Origin of the sequence: Pseudomonas sp. MPB26, from assembly GCF_046605355.1 — a bacterium.
Lineage (GTDB): Bacteria > Pseudomonadota > Gammaproteobacteria > Pseudomonadales > Pseudomonadaceae > Aquipseudomonas > Aquipseudomonas cedrina.
The window spans coordinates 4,852,874-4,869,765 of record NZ_CP176793.1; the positions used below are offsets into that span (position 1 = coordinate 4,852,874).

Sequence of the window (16,892 nt, forward strand, 5' to 3'; positions counted from 1 at the left end):
CGTCAATGTGGGAGCGGGCTTGCTCGCGAATGCGGTGTGTCAGTCGAAGCATTTGGGTTTTACACACCGCATTCGCGAGCAAGCCCGCTCCCACATTTGACCGAGTTCGGCGTGAAATTGCGGTGTTTCAGCTGGCCATAACCATCGGTGGCAGAGTGCCCAGCAGCGAAACCGCCGCCACCGCTGCAACACCTAGTAACCATTCCGTCATCACACTGGCCTTCAAACTGCCCAGGCGTTGCTCGCAACGCTCGATGCGCAGCCGATTCAGCAGCGCCAGCGCCAGCATCCCCCCTACCAACAGCACCTTGATCAACAGAATCAGCGCAAACCCGCTGAACAAGGGCGTTGGCCACAGCTGCCCGGTGAGTACGCGCACATTGATCAACCCGGTCACCAGCAACCCGGCGACCAGGCCATAACCCACACCGCTGAAACGTCGCAGGATAGCTTCCAGCGTCACGCCTTGCGGACGCCGCAGGATCAACACCAGCAACAGCAACCCACCGAGCCACGCACCGACGCATACCAGGTGCACCGCCTGGTTGAGGATCAGCAATTGGCCGCTGAACCCGTCGAGCATGGCGCCGTGGCCGACCGGTGCCAGCGTCGCCAGCAGCAGCGCAATCAGTGGCAGGCGCAGTGCCTGCCAGGGCTTGACCAGCACGATCACCAGCAACAGGTTGAGCAACAGATGCCACACCCACACCTGGCCAAAAAACGTCTTGCCCAGTACCAACTGCACGGTGGCCAGCTGCAAGGCGGCGTTCCAACTGCCGGCCATGCTGGCGGTGATCAACAAGAGCCAAGCCACGCCGGTGAACAACCCCACCGCGGCCAGGCCACGGGTGAGACGCGCGAGTTGCCGGTCCAGCCCCGGCTGCGGTGCGGCACCCAATAGCCAGGGCCTGAACGCACAGGCCCCGAACATCAGCAACACGACGATGAAATGCACGAAGCGGCACAGCACCAACAGCGTCGCCATGGATTATTGGCCGACCTTGAAGCGGTATTCGCCGCTGCTCTTGTGGGTGTCGACCGAGACCGCGTTCCACACCACCTTGTAATTGCCGGCCGCGAGCGGGGCGGCCGGGGTGACCACCAGGACCTTTTTGTCCGCGTCCGGGGTTTCCAGGCCTTTTATCGCGACTTCAGTGCCGTCCTTGCTCAGCGACACCTTGGTAAAGGTGGCCTCGACGCCTTCGCTGAAGGTCAGGCGCAGGTCCTTGGGCGCGGCGACGCTGCTGTCTGCCGCCGGTTCCGAATGCTTGAGGTGGGCGTGGGCAAACGCCGCCGAAGCACCCAGCAGGGAAGCGAACAGGGCGACGGTGGTCAGGGCTTTCTTGATCAACATTGCGCAATACCAATCAATGGGTAGGAGCGGGCAGTGTACGAAGTTTCGACTGCGCCTGTCGCCCCGATCTAGAGCGGGTGGTAGTCTTTGGCGTATGTGTTTGTCAGGGAGCCCTTATGGGCAATCACAAGATCGGAATTCGTCGGGCCAACGTCGAGAAAATCCTGCTGGCGGCGGAGAAGATCTTCGCCGAAAAAGGCTATGGCAGCACCGCCATGGCCGACATCGCTGAACAAGCGCAACTGCCGCGTTCCAACCTGCATTACTACTTCACCACCAAGAGCGAGCTGTACAGCGCGGTACTGTTCGACCTGCTGGAAGTGTGGAAGCAGGACGCCCTGAGCTTCGAAACCTTCGACGACCCTCGGGTGGTGCTCAGCAGCTACATCCGCGCCAAGATGCAGCGTTCGCGCACCCGGCCCTATGGTTCGAAAGTCTGGGCCAACGAAATCATCCACGGCGCGCCCACCCTTGGTGAAGCGTTGGATGAAAGCCTGTACGACTGGGCCAAGATGAAAGAAGCGAAAATTCGCCAATGGGTGGAAGACAAACGCATCCTGCCGGTGGAGCCCTCGAGCCTGCTGTATATGATCTGGGCCTCGACCCAGCACTATGCCGACTTTGATCATCAGGTGACGATTTTGAATGATCATCAGCCGTTGTCGGATATGCAGTTCGAGCGGGCGATACAGACGGTGACGGGGGTGATATTGCGGGGGATTGGGTTGGAGCCTTGAGCTTTGGAGCGTGAGGATTTGTGGCTGGCCGTGTACATATCCGTTCCTGCGGTCACGGCCACTTAGGGTTCCGCCCTTACGGCGGGTCACTTTTGGAAGGACCGGAATGCCGGCCCAGCCAAAAGTAACCAAAAGGTCCTCGCCCCAACACTCGGCACCTCGCCTAGGCTCGGTGTGCCGTAACGAAGGCTTTGGAGCGTGGGCCGCCGCAATGGGCCATCCATGGCCCAGTGCGGCTAACCCGGCGTCCTGCCGGGTTACCCACGCTCCAAAGCCTGCGTTCGGCCAGCGTGTTTGACGGGGCGATCCCCGATCAAAAGCAAAAGCGCGGCGGCCTTAGAGCCGACCGGTATTTGCTGTCGGTCTGGTTCAAAATGTGGGAGCTGGCTTGCCTGCGATGCAGACACCCCGGTACATCAGGCACACCGAGTTGATGCCATCGCAGGCAAGCCAGCTCCCACAGAAAAGCAGATCGGTGGAGTGCCACCTAGCCTGCTCTTGATCTGCTCTTGATCTGCTCTTGATCTGCTCTTGATCTGCTCTTGATCTGCTCTTGATCTGCTCTTGATCTGGCTCTTGACCTTGACCTTGATCTCAGGCGCCCCGTCAACCACGCTGGCCGAACGCAGGCTTGAATCCGTGGGTAACCCGGCAGGACGCCGGGTTAGCCGTCCTGGGCCAAGGATGGCCCATGACGGCGGCCCACGGATTCAAGCCTTCGTTCGGGCACACCGAGCCTAAGCGAGGTGCCGAGTGGTGGGGCAAGAGCCTTTTGGTTACTTTTGGGCTCTTTCCAAAAGTGACCCGCCGTAAGGGCGGAACCAATAGCCGCCGTGACCGCAACAACGGATATGTACACGCTCACCCCCAACGACATGGTCGGCCCAGAGGCCGCCACGGGACCAAGCTCCCTCCCACCACAGGTTTCAAGGCAACATCAAAGCTGGCTGCAATAGCGATCCAAAGCCCTACACCGCCTCCCGATAAGGATTCCTCGGATCCTGCGTCCAATTCAAAAACGGCTTGCCCGTGTCCATCGGCACCATCTCGATACAGTCCGCCACCGGGCAGGTGATCTGGCACAGATTGCAGCCCACGCATTCATCGTCGATCACCTCATACTGGTGCGTGCCATCCGCCCGTTTCACGCTGGCAATCGCCTGGTGCGACGTGTCCTCACAGGCGATATGGCAGCGCCCACAACCAATGCAGGCCGCCTGGTCGATCTTCGCAATCACCTGATAGTTGATGTCCAGGTATTTCCAGTCGGTGGTGTTGCCCACCGCCCGCCCGGAAAATGCCTGCAGGCTCGCGTAGCCTTGGCTGTCCATCCAGCGCGACAGCCCGTCTTTCATTTCCTCGACAATCCGGAACCCGTGCAACATCGCCGCCGTGCACACCTGCACCGCGCCGCAACCGAGGGCGACGAATTCAGCTGTATCGCGCCAGTTGCCGATGCCGCCGATGCCGCAGATCGGCAGGCCCTGGGTCTGCGGGTCACGGGCGATTTCGGCAACCATGTTCAGCGCAATCGGCTTCACCGCCGAACCACAGTAACCGCCGTGGGTGCTCTGGGTGCCGACCATCGGCAGCGCGACCATGCGCTCCAGATCGACGCTGGTGATGGAGTTGATGGTGTTGATCAGCGACACCGCATCCGCGCCGCCACGGTAGGCCGCCCGCGCCGCCACGCGGATGTCGGTGATGTTCGGCGTGAGCTTGACGATTACCGGCAGCGAGCAATAGGTCTTGCACCAGCGCGTCACCTGTTCCACGTATTCCGGCACTTGGCCGACCGCCGCGCCCATGCCGCGCTCCGGCATGCCGTGGGGGCAGCCGAAGTTCAGTTCGATGCCATCGCAACCGGTGGCTTCCACCCGCGGCAGGATGTTTTTCCAGGATTCTTCGACGCACGGCACCATCAGCGACACGATCAAGGCGCGGTCCGGCCAGTCCTTTTTCACCTGGGTGATTTCCCGCAGGTTGATCTCCAGCGAACGGTCGGTGATCAACTCGATATTGTTGATGCCCAGCACTTCCCGGTTGGCGCCGTAGTGCGCCGAGTAGCGCGACGACACATTGACTGCCGCCGGGTCTTCACCCAGGGTTTTCCAGACCACGCCGCCCCAGCCCGCTTCGAAGGCGCGGACCACGTTATAGGCCTTGTCGGTGGGCGGCGCGGAAGCCAGCCAGAACGGGTTGGGGGCCTTGATACCGGCGAATACAATCGAGAGATCGGCCATTACGCAGCCTCCACATTCAGCATGAGTTGGGCGTGCATGGCTTCTGCCGCCAGCTTGCCATGTTGCACCGCTTGCACGGTGAGGTCCTGGCCGAGGCTGACGCAATCGCCGCCGGCGTACACGCCTGGAATACTGGTGCGCAAATGCTCGTCAACGAAAATCCGTTCGCCGACGCGGTGCAGTTGCTGGGCCAGCGGGTCGTGCAGCGCTGCGCCGTCGAACCCTTGGCCGATGGCCTTGAAGATCGCATCGGCGGCCAGTTCGAAGGTTTCGCCGGTGGGGCGCAGGCGGCCGTCTTCCAGGCGGGTGCGGGCAAAGCGCATGCCGCGTACATGGCCCAGGCCGTCCAGCAGAACCTCTTCCGGCTGGGCCCAGGTCAGCAGGCGCACCTGATTGGCCTTGGCGATAGCCTGCTCATGGTGAGTGGCGCCCATGTCCGCCAGGCCTCGGCGGTACACCAGGTTCACATCGCGGGCACCGAGGCGGGCCATTTGCACGGCCATGTCGATGGCCGTATTGCCGGCGCCGAGCACGATGCAACGGTCGGCCAGGGGCAGTTGGGTCAGGTCATCGGCCTGGCGCAATTCATGGATGTAATCAGTGGCGGCGAGCAGGCCGGGGGCGTCCTCGTGGGCCAGGCCGAGTTGCTTGCTTGCGGCAAGCCCGAGGCCGAGAAAGACCGCGTCGAATTGCGGGTGCAGTTCACTCAAGGTCAGGTTGTCGCCCAGGCGCTGGCCGTGGCGGATCTCGATGCCGCCGATCTGCAGCAGAAAATCCAGTTCCTTCTGCGCGAAATCATCCACCAGCTTGTACTTGGCGATCCCGTATTCATTCAGGCCGCCGGCTTTTTCGCGCGCTTCGAAAATCACCACGTCATGGCCGTGCAGGGCGCTGCGATGGGCGCAGGCCAAACCGGCCGGCCCGGCGCCGACCACGGCGATGCGCTTGCCGGTGGGCGCGGCGCGCTGGAAGGGGTGTTCGCGAAAGTGCGCGTTGTCGATGGCGTAGCGTTGCAGCAGCCCAATCAGCACCGGGGCGCATTCTTCGGCGTTATTACGCACGCAGGCTTGCTGGCACAGGATCTCGGTGGGGCAGACCCGCGCGCAACTGCCGCCGAGGATGTTGGCCGAGAGAATCTTGTGTGCCGCGCCTTGGACGTTTTCGGTGTGGATGCTGCGGATGAACGACGGGATGTCGATCTCGCTGGGGCACGCATTCACGCATGGCGCGTCGTAGCAATACAGGCAGCGCGAGGCTTCCAGCTGGGCCTGGCGGGCATTGAGCGGTGGCGCCAGGTCGGTGAAATGGCTGGCGAGCGTTGCGCCGTCCTCGACGGGATGGGGGAGGTGGGTCAGGGTCTGGATCACGGTGTTGGCCTCACGGTTGTTGAGGTGCTGCCTCTGATGGGCAATCGTTCCCACGCTCTGCGTGGGAATGCCTCACTGGACGCTCTGCGTCCGCTCTTTGGACGCAGAGCGTCCCTGGCTGCATTCCCACGCAGAGCATGGGAACGATTAGTTCAGCGTTTCACCGCAGTGGGTCTGGAACGCTCCGCCCGCTTGCTCAACTGCTCAAACACCGCCGGATACGCCGGCCGCTCCACATACCGCCCGGCCCCGCGCTCGGCACGCAGGTCGCCGTCGGCCCAGACCAGCTTGCCCTGGCTGATGGTGTGGCTCGGCACGCCGCGCACGGTCTTGCCTTCGAAGATGTTGAAGTCGACTTGCTGATGGTGAGTCTTGGCGGAAATGGTCCGCGTGCCCTGCGGGTCCCACAACACCAAGTCGGCATCGGCGCCCACCCGGATCGAGCCTTTGCGCGGGTAGAGGTTGAAGATTTTCGCGGTGTTGGTGGAGGTCAGCGCAACGAACTCCTGCATCGACAGGCGCCCGCTGTTGACCCCTTCATCCCACAGCAGCGCCATGCGGTCTTCGATACCGGCGGTGCCATTGGGGATCTTGCTGAAGTCGTCGCGGCCGGCGGCCTTTTGTTCCGCGCAGAAGCAGCAATGATCGGTCGCGGTGGTGTGCAGGTTGCCCGATTGCAAGCCACGCCACAGCGCTTGCTGATGCCCGCGTGGGCGGAACGGCGGGCTCATCACGTAACCGGCGGCGGTCTGCCAGTCCGGGTGCTGATAGACGCTGTCGTCCAGCAGCAAATGGCCGGCGAGGACTTCGCCATACACCGGCTGGCCCTTGCTGCGCGCGTAGGTGATTTCATCCAGCGCTTCCTGGGTGGACACATGCACCAGGTACAGCGGCGTACCGATGGTCTCGGCGATACGAATGGCGCGGCTGGCCGCTTCACCTTCGACCTGGGACGGCCGCGACAGCGGGTGCGCTTCCGGCCCGGTGATGCCCTGGGCCATCAGCTTGCGTTGCAGGTGATACACCAGTTCGCCGTTTTCCGCATGCACAGTGGGCACCGCGCCCAGCTCCAGGCAGCGCTCGAAGCTGGCGACCAGGGTGTCGTCCGCCGCCATGATCGCGTTCTTGTAGGCCATGAAGTGCTTGAAGCTGTTGATGCCGTGGTGGCTGACCAGTTCGGCCATTTCTTCGCGCACCTGTTCGCTCCACCAGGTGATCGCCACATGAAAGCCGTAGTCGGCAGCGGACTTCTGCGCCCAGCCGCGCCACTGGTGAAAGGCTTCCATCAAGGATTGCTGGGGGTTGGGAATCACAAAGTCGATGATCGATGTGGTGCCCCCCGCCAGGCCTGCCGCCGTGCCACTGAAAAAATCCTCGCTGGCCACCGTGCCCATGAAGGGCAGTTGCATATGGGTATGGGGGTCGATACCGCCGGGCATCAAGTACTGGCCGCTGCCATCGAGCAGTTCAGTGCCGGCGGGCATATCCAGGTTCGTGCCAATGGCTTGAATGAGACCGCCTGCGCATAAAACATCGGCGCGGTAACTTTCATCATGGGTAATAACGGTGGCGCCACGGATCAACAGCGACATGTCGAGCTCCTCACAGGCTTGACCGGCTTATGCCAGTTCTAAGTGTTGTAATGCTGTTTTCCGATGGTCGGTTTATTCCTGACATCGGTGACAGGAATAGAAACTAGCCCGAGTTTTTCAATTGGGCAAGCCTATTTTTTATATGCTTATATTCAAGTTAACTATTTGATTTAAAACGATAAAAATTAAAAATCACCAAAATGTTGCGCTTGCTCACCATTTTGACGCACTTGACAGGTTCTTTAGTTGAGCAATATTTCTTATTGCAAATCAGACGGTTGGGACATGCCCCTTGACGACGCCGTTAAATAAAAATAATTGTGTTGCACCAGATTGAGTCCTGAACGTCCGGCAACTTCCGTATTCTCCAGCCTGAGGCGTGCGAAAAGTACCCAAGGGCCAGTCGGAAAGCTGATAAACATCAGCGAGTTATATAAGCGGTGCGGGTTCGAGGCGGCTGGTCGGCACGGAAATTGAGTGCAGTGGCGACTGGCCGGGCCCGTGATGTCATGTTGTTTACGAGGTACTCCGGCCATCCGGCGCAAAGCGTTGGATGAGCAAAAATAATTCGAAAAACCGTGGAGCGGCCATGCAACAGAACAGATCGCAAGTCATTGAACGCAACGGCCTGTACGAACTCGACGCCGGCCCCGACGTCCTCGACAGCCCTCGCTACAACCACGACATGGCACCGACCAAGGTGCACGAACGTACCTGGAACAAATGGCATATCACCGCCTTGTGGGTCGGCATGTCGATCTGCGTGCCCACCTATACCTTGGGCGGGGTGCTCACCGCGTATTTCGGCCTGTCGGTGGGTGAAGCGCTGATGGCGATCCTGTTGGCCAACATCGTGGTGCTGATCCCGCTGACCCTCAACGCCTTCCCCGGCACCAAGTACGGCATACCGTTTCCGGTGCTGTTGCGCTCCTCGTTCGGCATCCTTGGGTCCAACGTGCCGTGCCTGATCCGGGCGCTGGTGGCGTGCGGCTGGTTTGGTATCCAGACGATGTTCGGCGGGTTGGCGATTCACTTGTTCCTGGGCTCGATTTTCGAAGGCTGGAAGTCCCTCGGCGGCACCGGCGAAGTGATTGGCTTCATGGTGTTCTGGTGCCTGAATTTGTGGGTGGTGCTGCGCGGCGCCGAGTCGATCAAACGCCTGGAAACCTTGTCGGCGCCGTTGCTGGTGGCGGTGGGCATCGGCCTGCTGGTGTGGGCGATGCCGAATGTGTCCCTCAGCGAGCTGATGGCGATCCCGCCCAAGCGCCCCGAAGGCGCGAGCCTCACCGGTTACTTCATGGCCGGCCTGACGGCGATGGTGGGGTTCTGGGCCACCTTGTCGCTGAACATTCCTGACTTTAGCCGCTACGCCAAAAGCCAGAAGGACCAGATCCTGGGGCAGATTTTCGGCCTGCCGCTGACCATGTTCCTGTTCGCCGCGCTGGGCGTGATCATGACCGCCGCTTCGGTGAAGCTGGTGGGGGTGAGCGTGTCCGACCCAGTGACGCTGATCGGCCATATCCAAAGCCCGGTGTGGGTGGCCGTGGCGATGGCGCTGATCATCGTCGCAACCTTGTCCACCAACACCGCGGCGAACATTGTCTCGCCCACCAACGACTTCCAGAACATCGCGCCCAAACTGATCAACCGCACCACGGCGGTGATCCTGACCGGCCTGGTCGGGCTGCTGTTGATGGGCCATGAACTGCTGAAAAAACTCGGCCTGATCGTTTCCGATGTGAGCCTGGAAACGGTGTATTCCAACTGGTTGCTCGGCTATTCCAGCCTGCTCGGCCCGATTGCCGGGATCATGGTGGTGGACTATTTCATCACCCGCAAACAACAACTTGACCTCGCCGGCCTGTACCGCGACGACGTATACCCGGCGTGGAATTGGAGTGGTTTTATCGCCTTTGGCGTGCCGGTGGTGCTGACCTTGCTGTCCCTGGGCAGCGATGCGTTCAGCTGGTTCTACAGCTACGGCTGGTTTACCGGTTCGGCGTTGGGCGGGGTGTTGTATTACGGGCTGAATGCCAAGCGTGGGATGAGCACGCTTGTTGCCAAATCACCCGTATAGAAATTTGGAATGCCATCAAAATGTGGGAGCGGGCTTGCTCGCGAAAGCGGTGTATCAGTCACCGTCGATATCGCCTGAGCAATCGCCTTCGCGAGCAAGCCCGCTCCCACATTTCTGACTTCTTTCCACAGTTGGAACGGGGTCATCCATAAGAAACCAGCCTGAGGAGACCCCCATGAACGCTGCCCTCGACGTTCTGCAATCCACCCACCCGCACATCAACCGCGACCGCCTGTGGCAGTCGCTGATGGACCTGGCCAGACTCGGTGCCACGCCCAAGGGCGGCGTGTGTCGTCTGGCCCTCACCGACCTGGACCGCAAGGCCCGCAACCTGTTTGTGCAGTGGTGCGAAGAGGCCGGTTGCACCGTGACCATCGATGGCATCGGCAACATTTTCGCCCGTCGCCCGGGGCGCAACCCCGACCTGCCGCCGGTGATGACGGGCAGCCATATCGACACCCAGCCTACCGGCGGCAAATTCGACGGTTGCTTCGGCGTGCTGGCCGGCGTGGAAGTACTGCGCACCCTCAATGATCTCAAGCTGGAAACCGAGGCGCCGCTGGAAGTGGTGGTGTGGACCAACGAAGAGGGCTCGCGTTTTCCGCCGTGCATGATGGGCTCGGGCGTGTTTGCCGAAAAGTTTACCCTGGCCGATACCCTGGCCAAGGTGGACGTGGACGGCGTCAGCGTGGGCGATGCGCTGAACGCAATCGGCTACGCGGGTTCGCGCCCGGTCAGTGGGCACAAGGTGGGCGCCTATTTCGAGGCGCATATCGAACAGGGGCCGATTCTGGAAGACGAGAAAAAAACCATCGGCGTGGTGCTCGGCGCCCTGGGGCAGAAGTGGTTCGACCTGACACTGCGCGGCGTTGAAGCGCATGCGGGGCCGACGCCGATGCACTTGCGCAAGGACGCCCTGGTCGGCGCCGCCGCCGTGGTGGCGGCGGTCAACGCGGCGGCGCTCGGGCATCAACCCCATGCGTGCGGCACCGTCGGTTGCCTGCAGGCTTACCCCGGTTCGCGCAACGTCATTCCTGGGGAAGTGCGCATGACCCTGGACTTTCGTCACTTGGAGCCGGCGCGGCTGGACGCGATGATTGCCCAGGTGCGCGCGGTGATTGACGCGACCTGCGCCAAGCACGGCTTGAGTTTCGATATGCAGCCCACGGCGGACTTTCCACCGCTGTACTTCGACAAAGGCTGCGTGGACGCCGTGCGCGATGCCGCCAATGGGTTGGGCTTGTCGAACATGGACATCGTCAGCGGCGCAGGGCACGACGCCATATTCGTCGCCGAGCTGGGCCCGGCCGGCATGATTTTCGTGCCCTGTGAGGGCGGCATCAGCCATAACGAAATCGAGAACGCCGCACCGGATGACCTGGCGGCGGGCTGTGCGGTGTTGTTAAGAGCGATGGTGGCCGCCTCGGCGGCGATTGCCAGCGGTAAACTGGCGGCCTGAAGGTGAGCAGGCAAGCCAGCTTGCACCTTGGTATTGTGGCGTTTGCCAAACCGCCGTCAGCCAGGAGCAATCATGTCTACCGTCGTTCGTCTTGCCCAACCCGCCGATGCCGAGGGGATCAGCCAGGTCATCCTGGCGGCCTTGCACAGCAGCAATGCACGGGATTATCCGGCGGATGTGATTGCTCGGGTCGCGCGTAGCTTTTCGCCGGACGCGGTGCTGGATCTGCTCAAGCGCCGCGTGGTGCTGGTGGCGGTTCAGGATCAGGTGATCGTCGCCACCGCGGCCCTCGACGCGAATGTGGTGCGCTCGGTGTTCGTCAATCCCGCATTGCAAGGGCAGGGCATCGGCCGCGTGTTGATGATCGAGATCGAATTGCGCGCCCGTGAAGCCGGGGTGACGGTGCTGAGCGTGCCGTCGTCGCTGACCGCCGAGCCGTTCTATACCAGGCTGGGGTTTCACACCGTGCGCGATGTCTACCATGGCAACGAGCGTACCTTGGTGATGGAGAAGGCGTTGCTGTCCCGGCACCCCATCGGGCTCTATCGCGACCGTCAGCATCGGGCGCAGGTGATTGAACTGTGGCAGGAGGCGTTCGGCTACGACACCGCGCATAACCTGCCGAGCCTGGCGATCGATAAGAAGCTGGCGGTCAATGATGGGTTGTTCTTTGTCGCGACGGATAAAAAGACCGTAGTCGGCACTATTCTCGCCGGGTACGACGGGCATCGGGGCTGGCTGTATTCGGTGGCGGTGCATGCGGGCTATCGGCGCCATGGCCTGGGTTCGTCGCTGGTGCGGCATGCGGAACAGGCATTGACCGCGCTGGGCTGCATGAAGATCAACCTGCAGATCACCGGCGGCAATGAGGCGGTGGTGGGGTTTTATGAAGCGCTGGGGTACGGGGTGGAACCGAGGGTCAGTATGGGCAAGAAGATTGCGGTGAATATTCCTGCTCAATCCTAAAAACACCAAAAATCAAATGTGGGAGCTGGCTTGCCTGCTCCCACAGGGTTTTTGATCGTTCCCACGCTCTGCGTGGGAATGCCGCTTGGGACGCTCCGCGTCCCACCGACAACTCACTGCGTACAGGTGACGCAGAGCGTCACGTGATGCATTACCACGCGGAGCGTGGGAACGATCAATGTGGGAGGGGTTAGACTTTTACGATCCAACCCGCTGGCGCTTCCACATCACCGGTCTGCACACCGGTCAACTCTTTGTAGAGCTTCTGGGTGATCGGGCCGACTTCGGTCTCGCTGTGGAACACATGCAGCTTGCCGTTGTACTGGATGCCGCCGATCGGCGAAATCACGGCCGCGGTACCGCAGGCGCCGGCTTCCTTGAACTGGTCCAGCTTGTCGATGAACACTTCGCCCTCGACCACGTCCAGGCCCAGGCGGGTCTTGGCCAGCTCGATCAGTGACAGGCGGGTGATGCCTGGCAGTACCGACGGCGACTTCGGCGTGATGAACTGGTTGTCGTGGGTGATTCCGAAGAAGTTGGCCGAACCGACTTCTTCGATTTTGGAGTGGGTCATCGGGTCCAGGTAAATCGCGTCGGCGAAACCGGATTTTTTCGCTTCCGAACCGGGCATCAGGCTGGCGGCGTAGTTGCCACCAACCTTGGCGGCGCCGGTGCCCTGTGGGGCGGCGCGGTCGAAGGTGGAGATCTGGAAGTTGTGGGGCACCAGGCCGCCTTTGAAGTAGGCGCCGACCGGGATGCAGAACACCGAGAAGATGAACTCCGGCGCGGTACGCACGCCGATGTTGTCACCGGTGCCGATCACGAACGGGCGCAGGTACAGCGCGCCGCCACTGCCGTACGGCGGGATGAAGCGCTCGTTGGCCTTGACCACTTGTTTGCAGGCGTCGATGAAGTCTTCGGTCGACACGTGCGGCATCAGCAGGCGGGCGCAGCTGCGTTGCATGCGGGCGGCATTCTGGTCCGGACGGAACAGGTTGATGGAACCGTCTTTGCAGCGATAGGCCTTGAGGCCTTCAAAGCATTGCTGGCCATAATGCAGGGCGGTGGAGCCCTCGCTGATGTGCAGCACGTTGTCGTCGGTCAGGGTGCCAGCTTGCCATTCGCCATCTTTCCAGACCTGGAGAAACCGCTTGTCGGTCTTGATGTAGTCAAAACCCAGCTTGTCCCAATTGATGCTTTCGTTACCCATGACACCCTCTATCTCTGGTCAAGTCGGTTTTACTGAATGGGCACCACAATACTGCATTCGCGGGGCCATTCGCATCCCCTGTAGGAGCGAGCTTGCTCGCGAAGCACTCATAGGCACCGCGTTCATCCAGAATGTACGCGTTATCGTTGACGTTTTTCGCGAGCAAGCTCGCTCCTACAGGGGTGTTGGTTACAGGTGTAAGGCGTGGCCCAAGGCGCGCAGCGCGGCCTCTTGCACCGCTTCGCCGAGGGTCGGATGGGCGTGGATGGTGCCGGCCACATCTTCCAGGCGCGAGCTCATTTCCAGGCTCAGGCCAAAGGCGGTGGACAGCTCCGAAACACCGGCCCCCACGGCTTGCCAGCCGACGATCAGGTGGTTGTCACGGCGCGCCACCACCCGTACGAAGCCGGTTTTCGACTCCAGGGTCATGGCGCGGCCATTGGCGGCGAACGGAAAGCTCGACACGATGCAGTCCAGGCCGGCGGCCTTGGCCTCGTCCGGCGTCTTGCCGACCACCACCAGTTCCGGGTCGGTGAAGCACACCGCCGGGATGGCAGCCGGGTTGAATTCGCGGGATTGACCGCTGATCAGTTCGGCCACCATCTCGCCCTGGGCCATGGCGCGGTGGGCCAGCATCGGCTCGCCGCTCAGGTCGCCGATCGCCCACACGTTGCGCATGCTGGTCTGGCAACGGTTGTCGATCTTGATCGCGGCGCCGTTCATGTCCAGATTCAACGCTTCGAGGTTCCAGCCCTGAGTATTGGGTTTGCGCCCCACGGCCACCAGCACCTGGTCGGTTTCCAGGGACAGGGTGTCGCCACTCGGAGCGCGCACCTGCAGGCAGTTGTCGGCAAAACCGCTGACGCTGTGCTGGAGGTACAGCTTCACCCCCAGTTGCTTGAGGGATTCGTTCACCGGTTGCGTCAGCTCGGCGTCGTAGGCCGGCAGGATACGATCCTGCGCTTCCACCACACTTACCTCAGCCCCGAGCTTGCGGTAAGCAATGCCCAGCTCCAAGCCGATATAACCACCGCCGACCACAATCAGGCGCTTGGGCACCCGAGTCGGCGCCAGGGCTTCGGTGGAGGAGATGATCGGCCCGCCAATCGGCAGCATCGGCAGGTTGACGCTCTTCGAGCCGGTGGCCAGCAGCAGGTGTTCGCACTGGATGCGCTGGTCGCCGACCACAACCGTCTTGCCGTCCACCACCTTGGCCCAGCCGTGGACCACCTGCACCTTGTGTTTCTTCAGCAGCGCAGCGACGCCCGTGGTCAGGCGGTCGACGATGCCGTCTTTCCATTCCACGCTTTTGCGGATGTCCAGGGTTGGCACATCCACCTCGATGCCCAAGGGCGACCCCTGGCTGTGGTGACTGGTTTGCTGGAACTGCTCGGCCACATGGATCAAGGCCTTGGACGGGATACAGCCGATATTCAGGCAGGTGCCCCCCAGCGCCTGGCCTTCCACCAGGACGGTTGGGATACCCAGCTGACCGGCGCGGATGGCCGCCACGTAGCCGCCAGGCCCGCCGCCGATAATCAGCAGCGTCGTTTGCAATGTCTGAGTCATGTCCTTACTCCAGGAACAGGCTGGCGGGTTGTTCGAGCAGGCCGCGAATGGCCTGGATGAATTGCGCCGCGTCCATGCCATCGACCACACGGTGATCGAAGGAGCTGGAGAGGTTCATCATCTTGCGCACCACGATCTGGCCCTTGACCACCATCGGCCGTTCAACGATGCGGTTGACGCCAACGATGGCCACTTCCGGCAGGTTCAGCACCGGCGTGCTGACGATGCCGCCCAAGGCGCCCAGGCTGGTCAGGGTAATGGTCGAGCCCGACAGCTCATCGCGGCTGGCCTTGCCGTTGCGCGCGGCGCTGGCCAGGCGCGCGATTTCCTCGGCATTGCCCCACAGGCTGCGCGCCTCGGCGTGACGCACCACCGGCACCATCAGGCCGACGTCGCTCTGGGTGGCGACACCCACATGCACCGCGCCAAGGCGGGTGATGATCTGGGCTTCGTCGTCATACCGCGCATTGATCTGCGGGAACTCACGCAGCGCCACCACCATGGCGCGCACGATGAACGGCAGCAAGGTGAGCTTGCCGCGCGTCGCGCCGTGTTTCTCGTTGAGGTGCACGCGCAGCTCGTCGAGGGCGGTGACATCAATCTCTTCCACATAGCTGAAGTGCGCGGCGCGGCGGGTGGCGTCCTGCATGCGCTGGGCGATCTTGCGGCGCATGCCGATCACCGGGATCTGTTCTTCATCGTTGCGTTCGGCGTAGGGGTTGGCCGCTGCAGACGCTTTCGCCGGACCCTGGCGCAGGAACGCCTCCAGGTCTTCATGCAGAATCCGCCCGGCCGGGCCAGTGCCCTGGACCAGGCGCAGTTGGATCCCTGCGTCCATGGCGTGCTTGCGCACGGCAGGCGAGGCCAACGGACGTTCGCCGGTTTTACGGGCCACGGGGGCCTGGGCTGCTGCGATCGGCGCGGGTTTGCTTTCAACCGGCGCTGGTTCGCTTTCCACCACGGGCGCGGTTTTCACCGGCTCCGCGACGGCAGGCGCGTCCTTGGCGTTACCCGCGCCTTCCACTTCGATGCTGATCAGGATGCTGCCCACGGCCATGACTTCACCGGGCTCGCCGCCAAGGGAAATCACCTTGCCGTGCACCGGCGAGGGGATGTCCACCATCGCTTTGTCGGTCATTACATCCGCCAGCACCTGGTCTTCGACAACCAGGTCGCCGACTTTTACATGCCACTGCGACAGTTCCACTTCGGCGATGCCTTCGCCAATGTCCGGCATCTTGATAACGTGCGTGCCCATTCAGACCTCCATGACCCGTTTCAACGCCGCGCCCACGCGGGACGGCCCTGGGAAATACGCCCACTCCTGCGCATGCGGGTAGGGGGTGTCCCAGCCGGTGACGCGTTCGATCGGCGCTTCCAGGTGGTGGAAGCAATGCTCCTGCACCAGCGACACCAACTCGGCGCCAAAGCCGCAGGTGCGCGTGGCTTCGTGCACCACCACGCAACGGCCGGTCTTTTTCACCGACTTGACGATGGTTTCCAGGTCCAGCGGCCACAGGCTGCGCAGGTCGATGACTTCGGCGTCAATGCCGGTTTCCTCGGCGGCCACTTGCGACACATATACGGTGGTGCCGTAGGTCAGCACAGTGACGGCCGAACCTGGACGCACGATGGCGGCCACGTCCAGCGGCACGGTGTAGTAGCCGTCCGGTACTTGCGCTTGCGGGTGTTTGGACCACGGGGTTACCGGGCGGTCGTGATGGCCGTCGAAGGGGCCGTTGTACAGGCGTTTGGGCTCGAGGAAGATCACCGGGTCATCGTTTTCGATCGAGGCGATCAACAAACCCTTGGCGTCATAGGGGTTGGACGGCATGACCGTGCGCAGCCCGCACACCTGGGTAAACACCGCTTCGATGCTCTGGCTGTGGGTCTGGCCACCATAGATACCGCCGCCGCACGGCATGCGCATGGTCAGCGGCGCGGTGAACTGGCCGGCCGAACGATAGCGCAGGCGCGCCGCTTCGGAGATGATCTGGTCGGTGGCGGGGTAGACGTAGTCGGCGAACTGGATCTCGGCCACCGGGCGCAGGCCGTAGGCGCCCATGCCCACCGCGACGCCGATAATGCCGCTTTCGGAGATGGGTGCGTCAAACACCCGTGAGCTGCCGTATTTGGTCTGCAGGCCCTCGGTGCAACGGAACACGCCGCCGAAGTAACCGACGTCCTGGCCGAACACCACCACGTTGTCGTCGCGTTCGAGCATCACATCCATGGCCGAGCGCAGAGCCTGGATCATGGTCATGGTGGTGGTGGTCATGGCGGTTTCCACTTCAATGCTGTTGTTGTGATCGTTCATG

General features: G+C 62.1%; 13 protein-coding genes. 4 read left to right on the plus strand and 9 right to left on the minus strand.

Annotated features, from left to right (window positions below):
- Positions 1-127: 127 nt before the first annotated feature.
- A complete protein-coding gene (gene copD / locus ACLH0H_RS22525; protein ID WP_411379685.1) occupies positions 128-985 on the minus strand; it encodes a copper homeostasis membrane protein CopD in 858 nt (285 codons plus the stop codon).
- A 3-nt stretch (positions 986-988) separates the two neighbouring features.
- The gene (copC, locus tag ACLH0H_RS22530) at positions 989-1,354 is read right to left on the minus strand and encodes a copper homeostasis periplasmic binding protein CopC (protein WP_411379686.1); all 366 of its coding nucleotides are present in this window, start codon (positions 1,352-1,354) and stop codon (positions 989-991) included.
- Positions 1,355-1,470: 116 nt separating this feature from the next.
- Here copC and ACLH0H_RS22535 point away from each other — a divergent pair, with 116 nt between their 5' ends.
- Positions 1,471-2,091 carry a TetR/AcrR family transcriptional regulator gene (locus ACLH0H_RS22535; RefSeq protein WP_411379687.1) on the plus strand — a complete coding sequence of 207 codons (621 nt, stop codon included), beginning with the start codon at positions 1,471-1,473 and terminating at the stop codon, positions 2,089-2,091.
- A 968-nt stretch (positions 2,092-3,059) separates the two neighbouring features.
- On the opposite strand, the gene preA is transcribed toward ACLH0H_RS22535, so the two are convergent.
- The 3 genes from preA to hydA form a co-directional block, all read right to left on the minus strand.
- The gene (preA, locus tag ACLH0H_RS22540) at positions 3,060-4,334 is read right to left on the minus strand and encodes an NAD-dependent dihydropyrimidine dehydrogenase subunit PreA (protein WP_411379688.1); all 1,275 of its coding nucleotides are present in this window, start codon (positions 4,332-4,334) and stop codon (positions 3,060-3,062) included.
- Complete coding sequence (locus tag ACLH0H_RS22545; protein ID WP_411379689.1) at positions 4,334-5,701, minus strand: NAD(P)-dependent oxidoreductase; 1,368 nt, start codon at positions 5,699-5,701, stop codon at positions 4,334-4,336. The genes preA and ACLH0H_RS22545 overlap by 1 nt, the downstream gene beginning before the upstream one ends.
- A gap of 152 nt (positions 5,702-5,853) precedes the next feature.
- A complete protein-coding gene (gene hydA / locus ACLH0H_RS22550) occupies positions 5,854-7,293 on the minus strand; it encodes a dihydropyrimidinase (protein ID WP_411379690.1) in 1,440 nt (479 codons plus the stop codon).
- Positions 7,294-7,882: 589 nt separating this feature from the next.
- Between hydA and ACLH0H_RS22555 the strand changes: the two genes are divergently transcribed.
- The 3 genes from ACLH0H_RS22555 to ACLH0H_RS22565 all read left to right on the plus strand — a co-directional run bounded on the left by ACLH0H_RS22555 (position 7,883) and on the right by ACLH0H_RS22565 (position 11,795).
- The gene (locus tag ACLH0H_RS22555; RefSeq protein ID WP_411379691.1) at positions 7,883-9,370 is read left to right on the plus strand and encodes an NCS1 family nucleobase:cation symporter-1; all 1,488 of its coding nucleotides are present in this window, start codon (positions 7,883-7,885) and stop codon (positions 9,368-9,370) included.
- Between the two features lie 175 nt (positions 9,371-9,545).
- Positions 9,546-10,829 carry a Zn-dependent hydrolase gene (locus ACLH0H_RS22560; RefSeq protein WP_411379692.1) on the plus strand — a complete coding sequence of 428 codons (1,284 nt, stop codon included), beginning with the start codon at positions 9,546-9,548 and terminating at the stop codon, positions 10,827-10,829.
- Between the two features lie 72 nt (positions 10,830-10,901).
- Complete coding sequence (locus ACLH0H_RS22565) at positions 10,902-11,795, plus strand: GNAT family acetyltransferase (protein WP_411379693.1); 894 nt, start codon at positions 10,902-10,904, stop codon at positions 11,793-11,795.
- A gap of 190 nt (positions 11,796-11,985) precedes the next feature.
- Here the strand turns inward: ACLH0H_RS22565 and ACLH0H_RS22570 are convergent, their stop codons facing one another.
- The 4 genes from ACLH0H_RS22570 to ACLH0H_RS22585 all read right to left on the minus strand — a co-directional run bounded on the left by ACLH0H_RS22570 (position 11,986) and on the right by ACLH0H_RS22585 (position 16,891).
- A complete protein-coding gene (locus ACLH0H_RS22570; RefSeq protein ID WP_186690133.1) occupies positions 11,986-13,005 on the minus strand; it encodes a branched-chain amino acid aminotransferase in 1,020 nt (339 codons plus the stop codon).
- A gap of 189 nt (positions 13,006-13,194) precedes the next feature.
- Positions 13,195-14,574, minus strand: coding sequence for a dihydrolipoyl dehydrogenase (lpdA, locus tag ACLH0H_RS22575; RefSeq protein WP_411379694.1), 1,380 nt, complete (start codon positions 14,572-14,574; stop codon positions 13,195-13,197).
- 4 nt (positions 14,575-14,578) lie between these two features.
- On the minus strand, positions 14,579-15,832 hold the full coding sequence (locus ACLH0H_RS22580) for a dihydrolipoamide acetyltransferase family protein (RefSeq protein ID WP_411379695.1): 1,254 nt from the start codon (positions 15,830-15,832) through the stop codon (positions 14,579-14,581).
- Positions 15,833-16,891, minus strand: coding sequence for an alpha-ketoacid dehydrogenase subunit beta (locus ACLH0H_RS22585; protein ID WP_016978112.1), 1,059 nt, complete (start codon positions 16,889-16,891; stop codon positions 15,833-15,835).
- Between the last annotated feature and the right edge of the window lies 1 nt (position 16,892).

What these genes read in the sequence shown, in the direction of transcription:
- ACLH0H_RS22585 (WP_016978112.1), bottom strand. Translation starts at nt 16,891, where the DNA reads ATGAACGATCACAACAACAGCATTGAAGTGGAAACCGCCATGACCACC.
- lpdA (WP_411379694.1), bottom strand. Translation starts at nt 14,574, where the DNA reads ATGACTCAGACATTGCAAACGACGCTGCTGATTATCGGCGGCGGGCCT.
- ACLH0H_RS22535 (WP_411379687.1), top strand. Translation starts at nt 1,471, where the DNA reads ATGGGCAATCACAAGATCGGAATTCGTCGGGCCAACGTCGAGAAAATC.
- ACLH0H_RS22560 (WP_411379692.1), top strand. Translation starts at nt 9,546, where the DNA reads ATGAACGCTGCCCTCGACGTTCTGCAATCCACCCACCCGCACATCAAC.
- ACLH0H_RS22555 (WP_411379691.1), top strand. Translation starts at nt 7,883, where the DNA reads ATGCAACAGAACAGATCGCAAGTCATTGAACGCAACGGCCTGTACGAA.
- hydA (WP_411379690.1), bottom strand. Translation starts at nt 7,293, where the DNA reads ATGTCGCTGTTGATCCGTGGCGCCACCGTTATTACCCATGATGAAAGT.
- preA (WP_411379688.1), bottom strand. Translation starts at nt 4,334, where the DNA reads ATGGCCGATCTCTCGATTGTATTCGCCGGTATCAAGGCCCCCAACCCG.
- ACLH0H_RS22580 (WP_411379695.1), bottom strand. Translation starts at nt 15,832, where the DNA reads ATGGGCACGCACGTTATCAAGATGCCGGACATTGGCGAAGGCATCGCC.
- copD (WP_411379685.1), bottom strand. Translation starts at nt 985, where the DNA reads ATGGCGACGCTGTTGGTGCTGTGCCGCTTCGTGCATTTCATCGTCGTG.
- ACLH0H_RS22570 (WP_186690133.1), bottom strand. Translation starts at nt 13,005, where the DNA reads ATGGGTAACGAAAGCATCAATTGGGACAAGCTGGGTTTTGACTACATC.
- copC (WP_411379686.1), bottom strand. Translation starts at nt 1,354, where the DNA reads ATGTTGATCAAGAAAGCCCTGACCACCGTCGCCCTGTTCGCTTCCCTG.
- ACLH0H_RS22565 (WP_411379693.1), top strand. Translation starts at nt 10,902, where the DNA reads ATGTCTACCGTCGTTCGTCTTGCCCAACCCGCCGATGCCGAGGGGATC.